At 49.8% G+C, this 7891-nt stretch carries 8 protein-coding genes; 5 read left to right on the top strand and 3 right to left on the bottom strand.

The window, feature by feature from the left end; translation table 11 throughout:
• On the bottom strand, positions 1-279 hold a 279-nt coding region (locus ACTHUE_RS08185), incomplete at its 3' end, for a CrcB family protein (protein ID WP_440423252.1).
• 81 nt (positions 280-360) lie between these two features.
• Positions 361-1038 carry an energy-coupling factor ABC transporter permease gene (locus ACTHUE_RS08180; protein ID WP_049335881.1) on the bottom strand — a complete coding sequence of 226 codons (678 nt, stop codon included), beginning with the start codon at positions 1036-1038 and terminating at the stop codon, positions 361-363.
• A 164-nt stretch (positions 1039-1202) separates the two neighbouring features.
• Here ACTHUE_RS08180 and ACTHUE_RS08175 point away from each other — a divergent pair, with 164 nt between their 5' ends.
• From ACTHUE_RS08175 to ACTHUE_RS08160, 4 genes are all read left to right on the top strand, one after another.
• On the top strand, positions 1203-4256 hold the full coding sequence (locus ACTHUE_RS08175; protein ID WP_004520784.1) for a DNA translocase FtsK: 3054 nt from the start codon (positions 1203-1205) through the stop codon (positions 4254-4256).
• Between the two features lie 305 nt (positions 4257-4561).
• Positions 4562-5305, top strand: coding sequence for an aquaporin Z (gene aqpZ / locus ACTHUE_RS08170; protein ID WP_004520785.1), 744 nt, complete (start codon positions 4562-4564; stop codon positions 5303-5305).
• Positions 5306-5453: 148 nt separating this feature from the next.
• Positions 5454-5786: a hypothetical protein gene (locus tag ACTHUE_RS08165; RefSeq protein ID WP_004520787.1), complete on the top strand. Its 333-nt coding sequence runs from the start codon at positions 5454-5456 to the stop codon at positions 5784-5786.
• On the top strand, positions 5774-6052 hold the full coding sequence (locus ACTHUE_RS08160) for an NF038104 family lipoprotein (protein WP_004520788.1): 279 nt from the start codon (positions 5774-5776) through the stop codon (positions 6050-6052). The genes ACTHUE_RS08165 and ACTHUE_RS08160 overlap by 13 nt, the downstream gene beginning before the upstream one ends.
• Positions 6053-6111: 59 nt before the next feature.
• Here ACTHUE_RS08160 and radC read toward each other — a convergent pair whose 3' ends face one another.
• Positions 6112-6786 (bottom strand): RadC family protein, encoded by a 675-nt coding sequence (gene radC, locus ACTHUE_RS08155; protein ID WP_039862480.1) that lies wholly within the window; start codon positions 6784-6786, stop codon positions 6112-6114.
• A 476-nt stretch (positions 6787-7262) separates the two neighbouring features.
• Here radC and ACTHUE_RS08150 point away from each other — a divergent pair.
• Positions 7263-7891: ABC transporter ATP-binding protein (locus ACTHUE_RS08150; protein WP_440423250.1), on the top strand; the 629-nt coding region annotated here is incomplete at its 3' end.

Below are 7891 nucleotides of genomic sequence, written 5' to 3'. Positions count from 1 at the left end.
AGCCATGCCCCAACGTTGCGCCTGCATCAAACCCACCATCTCCACTGAAAAACCTGAAAATGTGGTCAAGCTGCCGAGAAAGCCGGTAATCCAAAGCAAACGCCATTGCGGATCGGTTAAGAGTTCTGCCAATACGCCGATTAGCAGCGCTCCCAGCCAGTTTGCCGCCAATGTACCGATAGAAAAAGGCGCAGAAGACACCAGCACTAAGCCAAACAACCAACGCAATACAGCCCCAACAGCGGCACCGCAAACAATAGGAAAAATATACGCAAACATAACAAGTTAAACATTCAATTCAAAAAACAGGCCATCCGGTCATGAGGCCGTCTGAAAACCCAGCAAGGATGCCTTCATATCTTATTGCCAAATCTTAGGCGCGGATTTCAAATACCTGTCGTCATCGAAAGTACAAATCCATTGCGGCTTGAGCGCGATGAAAATAGCTGTTGAAATACCGCTCAAAAATGCCTCTGCCCAAGCGATTAAGAAGAAAACAGGAAAGGCGGTTTTCCATAATACCGTCGTATCAAATACATCCGCCCAGTCTAACAAACCGACCAAAATTACGCCGGTAAACACCATTCCGACCGCCGCAGCCCAAAAACCATTCAGAAAAATAAAGATAAATATATTGGCAGGCAAACGCGACACCCAATGGCGGAAACCCAAGTTCACCAATAAAGGCGGAAGCAATACGGACAAGGCATTGATGGGGAACATATGCCAATCGCCCCAAAGCCACAAATACGGAAAAAACAGCAATACGCCAAGGCAGAAAGCGGCAGAAGTGCCCAGCATTAAAGCTGTCAAGTTTAAGGCAAGCAAATGATAGCTCATGCCGGCTAGTTGTCCGCTTTCCGGGGAGGCATTCAAACTCCAAGCCAGCGGCAACATCACGGCAGCCACCAAAAAAGCGGAACGATGCTGCGATACCGACACCCATGCCTGCTTTGCACACAAAGCAAAAATCACCAGCAACACAGGCCATGCCGCCATCACGACACCAACGGGAAACCATCCGTTTTGAAAAATCATCATCTCATCCGCAAAATGTTCAGACGGCCTATTATACGCGTCTCAAGCCATAGCTTTGACAATCCTGTCTGCCTTTGCCGTTAAAGCTTGTTTCGGCTGGTTTTGTTTACCCGAAAAAAGCGTTAGAATAACGGACTTTGCCGTTTAATTAAGGGGATGGACGCATGCTTTGGACAATATTGGCTTTAATTCTGCTTGCTGTCATAGCCGGCTTGTTCTGGTGGCGCCAGAAACAAGAGCAAAAGTGGCGCCAAGAATTGGCCCGACTCAGTGGCGACGAACAAGAAATAAACGAAGAAGACAGCCCGGTCGGTTTTTCCGACCAACTGGACAGCCTGAAACGTTTGTTCAGTATGAACAAGCACACTGCCGACAACCATAAAATCGCCCGTATCCGCCTGCTTTCTGCGCTCGAACACAATAAAACGCAACGCGCCGAAACAAACGAAGAGCATGCAGCAGAGCCGTTTGCCGAAGAGCCGGAACACATCGCAGCTACCGAAGAAGAAATCAAAGTTGCGCCTAAAACCCGTAAATCTGCCAAACCGGAACGTATTCCTAAAATCACGCCGTTTGCACAAATGGAAACTCCCGAATACAGCCCGTCTTTGGTGCAAAACAGCAATTTTGAAGAAATCACATTAGAAGAAGCCACCCGTTCCCTGCACGAAGCAGCGGTTGAAGAATGGAACGAGCATTTGGCAGAAAAAAATGCGCCGATTTACAAAGACGAAGTTGAAACTCCATTATTGCGCGCTTCATCCCTGCCGATGACCGGCATGGAAATCATCGACTACAACGACCCTATCTTGCGCCGCACACGCGAGCGTGCCTTGGCGCGTGCCAATAATGTCCGCGTGGCAGAAGCCAATGCGCCGCATATCGAAACCGTTCAGACGGCCTTAAGAACTGCCGAAAAAGAAGCCATCCTCCCCTATACTTCCATGCAGGCATTCCCTTCTGAAATCCAAGCGGAAGATATTCACGACAACCTTGCCCGCCGCACCGCCGCCCGCCACAAACTAGCTGCGGCCGTCGCCCCATTGCGCGACTACTCTCCGCGCACCATCGAAAATGACGAAATTCTGGCCAATTTGGGACAAATCAGCCGTCCTGCCAGCCTGCGCCGTCAAGTTCGCCATACCGAAGCGGCCGCCGAAAGATGGGCGCGCAAACAAGCTGCCACGGAAGCTGTTGCACCACAACCTGCCGTATCGGCAACGCCGTCCCGTCCAAAACCGGCTGCGCCTGTTAAAAAATCCCCTTATATCTCCCGACCTGCCGCGCCAAACGCAACCGTAGTCGAGCCGCCTGCCGTACCGGTTGTCCCGATGGCGAAAACCGATATTCCCGAGCCGCCCGTTTTCCAAACCTCGATTGCACCGATTGATATCCCCGAGCCGCCTGCTTTCGAACATAAAATCCAAGTGCCGATTTTTGATTCGCAAGTCAATGCGCATGTTAGCAATCAGCCTGAACGCAGTATCCGCGATTATTTAATCAGCGAATCTGCGGAAGAAGAAACAGAATTCGATGGTGAGCCGGAAGCGCCTGTACAAGCGGAAACAGAAGCGATTCAAGCGGTTGAAACGATTGAACCTGTTGAACCTGTTGAAACAATCGCAAGGCCGTCTGAATATACACAGACAGTCATTGAAACGCCTGTTCGAAGCGTAGAACCAAGCGTTCAAGAAGATACACCAAGCATAGCTATTCCAACTTCGGCAACCCTGACCGAGGCACACCTGCCGACCACTGCCCTGCTCCTGCCGCCGCAGTTTGACCCAAGCGCCTCGCAAACTGAAGAACAGTTGCTGGAAAACAGCATTACCATCGAAGAAAAACTGGCCGAGTTCAAAGTTAAAGTCAAAGTGATGGACTCCTATTCCGGCCCGGTCATTACGCGTTATGAGATTGAGCCTGATGTCGGTGTACGCGGCAGTGCCGTTTTGAACCTTGAAAAAGACTTGGCGCGCTCGCTTGGCGTGGCTTCCATCCGCGTGGTGGAAACTATCCCAGGCAAAACCTGCATGGGCTTGGAATTGCCTAATCCGAAACGCCAAATGATCCGCCTGAGCGAAATCTTCAATTCGCCTGCATTTACCGAGTCCAAATCCAAACTGACCCTCGCACTCGGCCAAGACATCACCGGCCAGCCTGTCGTCACCGACTTGGCCAAAGCGCCGCATCTGCTGGTTGCCGGTACGACCGGTTCGGGTAAATCCGTGGGTGTGAATGCCATGATTCTGTCCATGCTCTTCAAAGCAACGCCTGAAGACGTGCGCATGATTATGATTGACCCGAAAATGCTGGAATTAAGCATTTACGAAGGCATTCCTCACCTGCTCGCCCCTGTCGTAACCGATATGAAGCTGGCCGCAAACGCGCTGAACTGGTGCGTCAACGAAATGGAAAAACGCTACCGCCTGATGAGCTTTATGGGCGTGCGCAACCTTGCCGGCTTCAACCAAAAAATTGCCGAAGCCGCCGCTCGTGGCGAAAAAATCGGCAGCCCGTTCAGCCTCACGCCTGAAAATCCTGAACCATTGGAGAAACTGCCGTTTATCGTGGTCGTGGTAGATGAGTTTGCCGATCTGATGATGACTGCAGGCAAGAAAATCGAAGAGCTGATTGCCCGTCTTGCCCAAAAAGCACGCGCAGCCGGCATCCATTTGATTCTTGCCACCCAACGCCCAAGCGTGGATGTCATTACCGGACTTATTAAAGCCAATATTCCGACACGCATTGCCTTCCAAGTGTCCAGCAAAATCGACAGCCGCACGATTCTTGACCAAATGGGTGCGGAAAACTTGCTCGGTCAAGGCGATATGCTGTTCCTGCCACCCGGTACCGGCTATCCGCAACGTGTACACGGCGCATTCGCATCAGACAACGAAGTACACCGCGTAGTGGAATACTTGAAACAATTCAGCACGCCTGACTATATCGACGATATTTTAAGCAGCGGTTCGACCGAGGACTTTACCAGCACCAGCCGCAGCAACGACAGCGACCTCGACCCCATGTATGACGAAGCCGTTTCCGTTGTCTTGAAATCGCGTAAGGCCAGCATTTCCAATATCCAACGCCAACTGCGCATCGGCTACAACCGCGCTGCCCGCCTGATTGATCAAATGGAAGCCGACGGTATTGTTTCCCCGGCGGAAAACAATGGCAACCGCACCATCTTGGCGCAAAGCAGTGAGCATTTAGATTAACTTATCTCCATCAATAAAAGGCCGTCTGAAAAGTTTTCAGACGGCCTTTTTTAATCAGATAATGGGTTCAGAGATTCCAATTAAATAAACAAGCAAATAAGTAATCTGTAAACGGCATTTCTTACAAAAACAAATGCTTTTGCATTAACGGCATTTGCTTCGCTATCAAATAAATCCAGTCCCAATAATCAAAATTCGACCTGCCAAATATATGTCCCTATCCATTTGTCGCCATTTTCAGACTGCCTTTTGTCAAGACCGGAAAAAACAGGTAAATCCGTTTTTCGATTAGAAGCAATATTATTATGATTCATGCCTTCGGCAACACCCCCACCCTTTACGAGGAAAAACAAATGAAAAAATATTTTGCAGAATTTTTCGGCACTTTCTGGCTGGTATTCGGCGGCTGCGGCAGCGCAGTTTTGGCAGCAGCCTACCCTGAACTTGGCATTGGTTTTGCCGGTGTCGCCTTGGCATTCGGCTTGACCGTACTGACCATGGCTTACGCCGTCGGCCACATTTCCGGCGGCCACTTCAATCCTGCCGTTTCCGTCGGCCTTTTCATCGGCGGCCGTTTCAACGGTAAAGACCTGTTGCCTTACATCGTATCCCAAGTTATCGGTGCGATTGCCGCCGCGGGCGTTCTGTATCTGATTGCTTCCGGTAAAACCGGTTTTGATGCTGTTGCTTCCGGCTTTGCCAGCAACGGTTTCGGCGAGCACTCTCCTAACGGTTACGACATGATGGCTGCTTTGCTGATCGAATTCGTACTGACCGCATTCTTCCTGATTATCATCATGGGTTCTACCGACAAATTGGCTCCGGCCGGCTTTGCCCCTATCGCCATCGGCCTGGGTCTGACCCTGATTCACTTGATCAGCATTCCTGTGACCAATACTTCCGTTAACCCTGCACGTTCTACCGGCGTTGCCTTGTTCCAAGGTGGCTGGGCTGTTGAACAACTGTGGTTGTTCTGGTTGGCTCCTATTGCCGGCGCAGCAGTTGGCGCGGCTATTTACCGCTTCGTTTTGGCTAACAACGACAAATAATCTTGACGGAATGACATTCCCGGTGCGGCTGACACTTCTAAACTGACCGCACCCAAGTTGCCGAGACACAAACGCACCGCCTGCCTCAGACGGTGCGTTTGTTTTTGCCGTGTTACAATATTTTCTTTTCCCACATTCTCAAACCATCATGCAAACCTTACCTTTTCAAACCGATATCGCTGCCAGAATGCTTGTCAATACCGAAAACGAAACCATTCATCCCGATGCCGTATTCGTACAAACGCAAAACGGCTATTGGATTGCCTGGCACGACCAGCAAGCCGCCCTGCTTGCCCCCGACACACCACCCGATATTCCCTGCTTTTGGGTAGAAGGCGCAGAAAGCCTGGAAGAGCTGGTAAGCATGGTAGAAAACGGCGAATTTGACGAAGTTGAAGAATTTGACGGCGATGATGATGCTTGGCAAGAAGCACTCGGATGCGGCCATCATCATGAAGGACACTGCGGATGCAGTCATTGAGATGCACAAAACGCCTGCTTCCGGCACTTGCCCTTTGTCTGACGCTTAACGGCTGCGTTATAGGCGCGGCTGTCGATTTGGCTGCCACAACCGTCCTGACTGCCGGAAAATTGGTCGTCAAAGGAACGGGGGCAGTGATTGATGCCGCCATTCCCGACAGTAAAAAAGACAAGGATAAAGAAAAAGAGAAGGAAAAGAGCAAAGAAAAGCCAAAATCGGAAGAAATCGTCTATAAGGAAGATTCATCCGACGAAGTAGCGCAATAATCCTTTAGACGGCCTCAGTAAGGTAACCAATCCTACTGAGGCCGTCTGAACATTCATCCTTACATATAGCCCTGTTCGCGCAAAGAGCAGGTTTCTTTTGCCGTCACGATAAAATGGTCCAACAGCGTAATATCGACCAAACTTAAAGCCTGTTTCAAACGCTCTGTAAACTGCACATCAGATTCAGACGGCCTTCCCGAACCACCCGGATGATTGTGTGCCAAAATCAAACTGTCGGCGTATTCATCCAATGCCAATTTGACGATTTCACGGATATAAACCGTGTTTTCCGCCACCGTACCACGCGACAATTCCCGTACCGCAATCAATTGATTTTGACGGTTGAGAAGCAAAGCAACGCTGACCTCGATTTTTTCATGCCCAAGATGCAGGCGCAGATAATCCGCAACCGATTTCGGGTTTGACAGAACCATCTGCTCCTGCAAATCCTCACCCAAAATCCGCCGCCCGATTTCTTTGACCACTGCAAATTGAGTATAGCTCGCCAAGCCCATGCCCTTATAAGCAGCGAGTGTTTTGGCATCCGCACTCATCAGCTTCCCCAAACTGCCAAACTCGCTCAACAAATAACGAGCCAAATCGACCGCGCTCATACCGCGCGTTCCGACACGCAACAAAATCGCCAGCAACTCCGCATCACTCAACGCCGCCGCACCATGCGCCAAGAGCTTCTCGCGCGGCCGTTCCCCTTCAGGCCATTCTTTGATACTCATGTTTTCCCTTTTATTTATATAGCGGATTTAGTTTCAATTTTGAGCAAACCCGCCTCTCCCGATATAAAACGTGATCCATTATGGTTTTAGCAAATAAATGCAATTTGCGTATTTTATTCTATTTTGAATAATTATTTAAGACATATAAATAACAATTAAGCCACTTTGTGCAGAAAAACAACGTTACCCATTTTCGCTATCCTGTTCCCCTGCCTGCCTTTCCTTTCATATTTGTTTCAAATCAGCCGATACAAGCAATTTCATATTGCCCCTATGAGGCTTAGGCTAATATAATATCGAGTTTGCCGAGAGCAAAAGCTTAGGCTTAAACTGCTTTCTATCCACGCTGCCCGTGCGCTTTACAAGAGTTTCAGACGGCCTCCGTCCGGCTCCCGCCAGCAATCAAACAGCTTTTTATCACCCATTCGAAAATCCGTTTTGCCGGTACTCGTCTTTCTTTTTGGAGTATTGCCATTATGACCGCAACCACTGCGTCTTCAGCCAAACCTTATCTGCAAATCCAAGGCTTGGTGAAAAAGTTTGGTGACAATTACGCTGTCGATAACATCGACTTGGACATTTACCAACATGAAATCTTTGCCCTTTTGGGCAGCTCAGGCAGTGGCAAATCTACGCTGCTGCGCATGTTGGCAGGCATGGAAAGCCCAAATCAGGGCAAAATCATTCTCGACGGCCAAGACATTACCAAGCTTGCTCCGTACGAGCGCCCAATCAACATGATGTTCCAAAGCTATGCCCTGTTCCCGCACATGAGCGTTGAGCAAAATATCGCTTTCGGTCTGAAACAAGACAAAATGCCTAAAGGCGAAATCGATGCCCGCGTGGAAGAAATGCTGCGCCTGGTGCAAATGACCAAATACGCCAAACGCAAGCCGCACCAACTTTCCGGCGGCCAACAACAACGTATCGCTTTGGCACGCAGCCTGGCGAAACGTCCTAAAATCCTGCTGCTTGACGAACCTTTGGGCGCACTCGATAAAAAACTGCGCCAACAAACCCAACTGGAATTGGTCAACACGCTGGAACAAGTCGGCGTAACCTGCATCATGGTTACCCACGACCAAGAAGAAGCGATGACGATGGC

It is taken from the genome of Neisseria sp. P0021.S005, from assembly GCF_051956955.1.
This window is presented reverse-complemented; position numbering and strand designations above follow the sequence as displayed.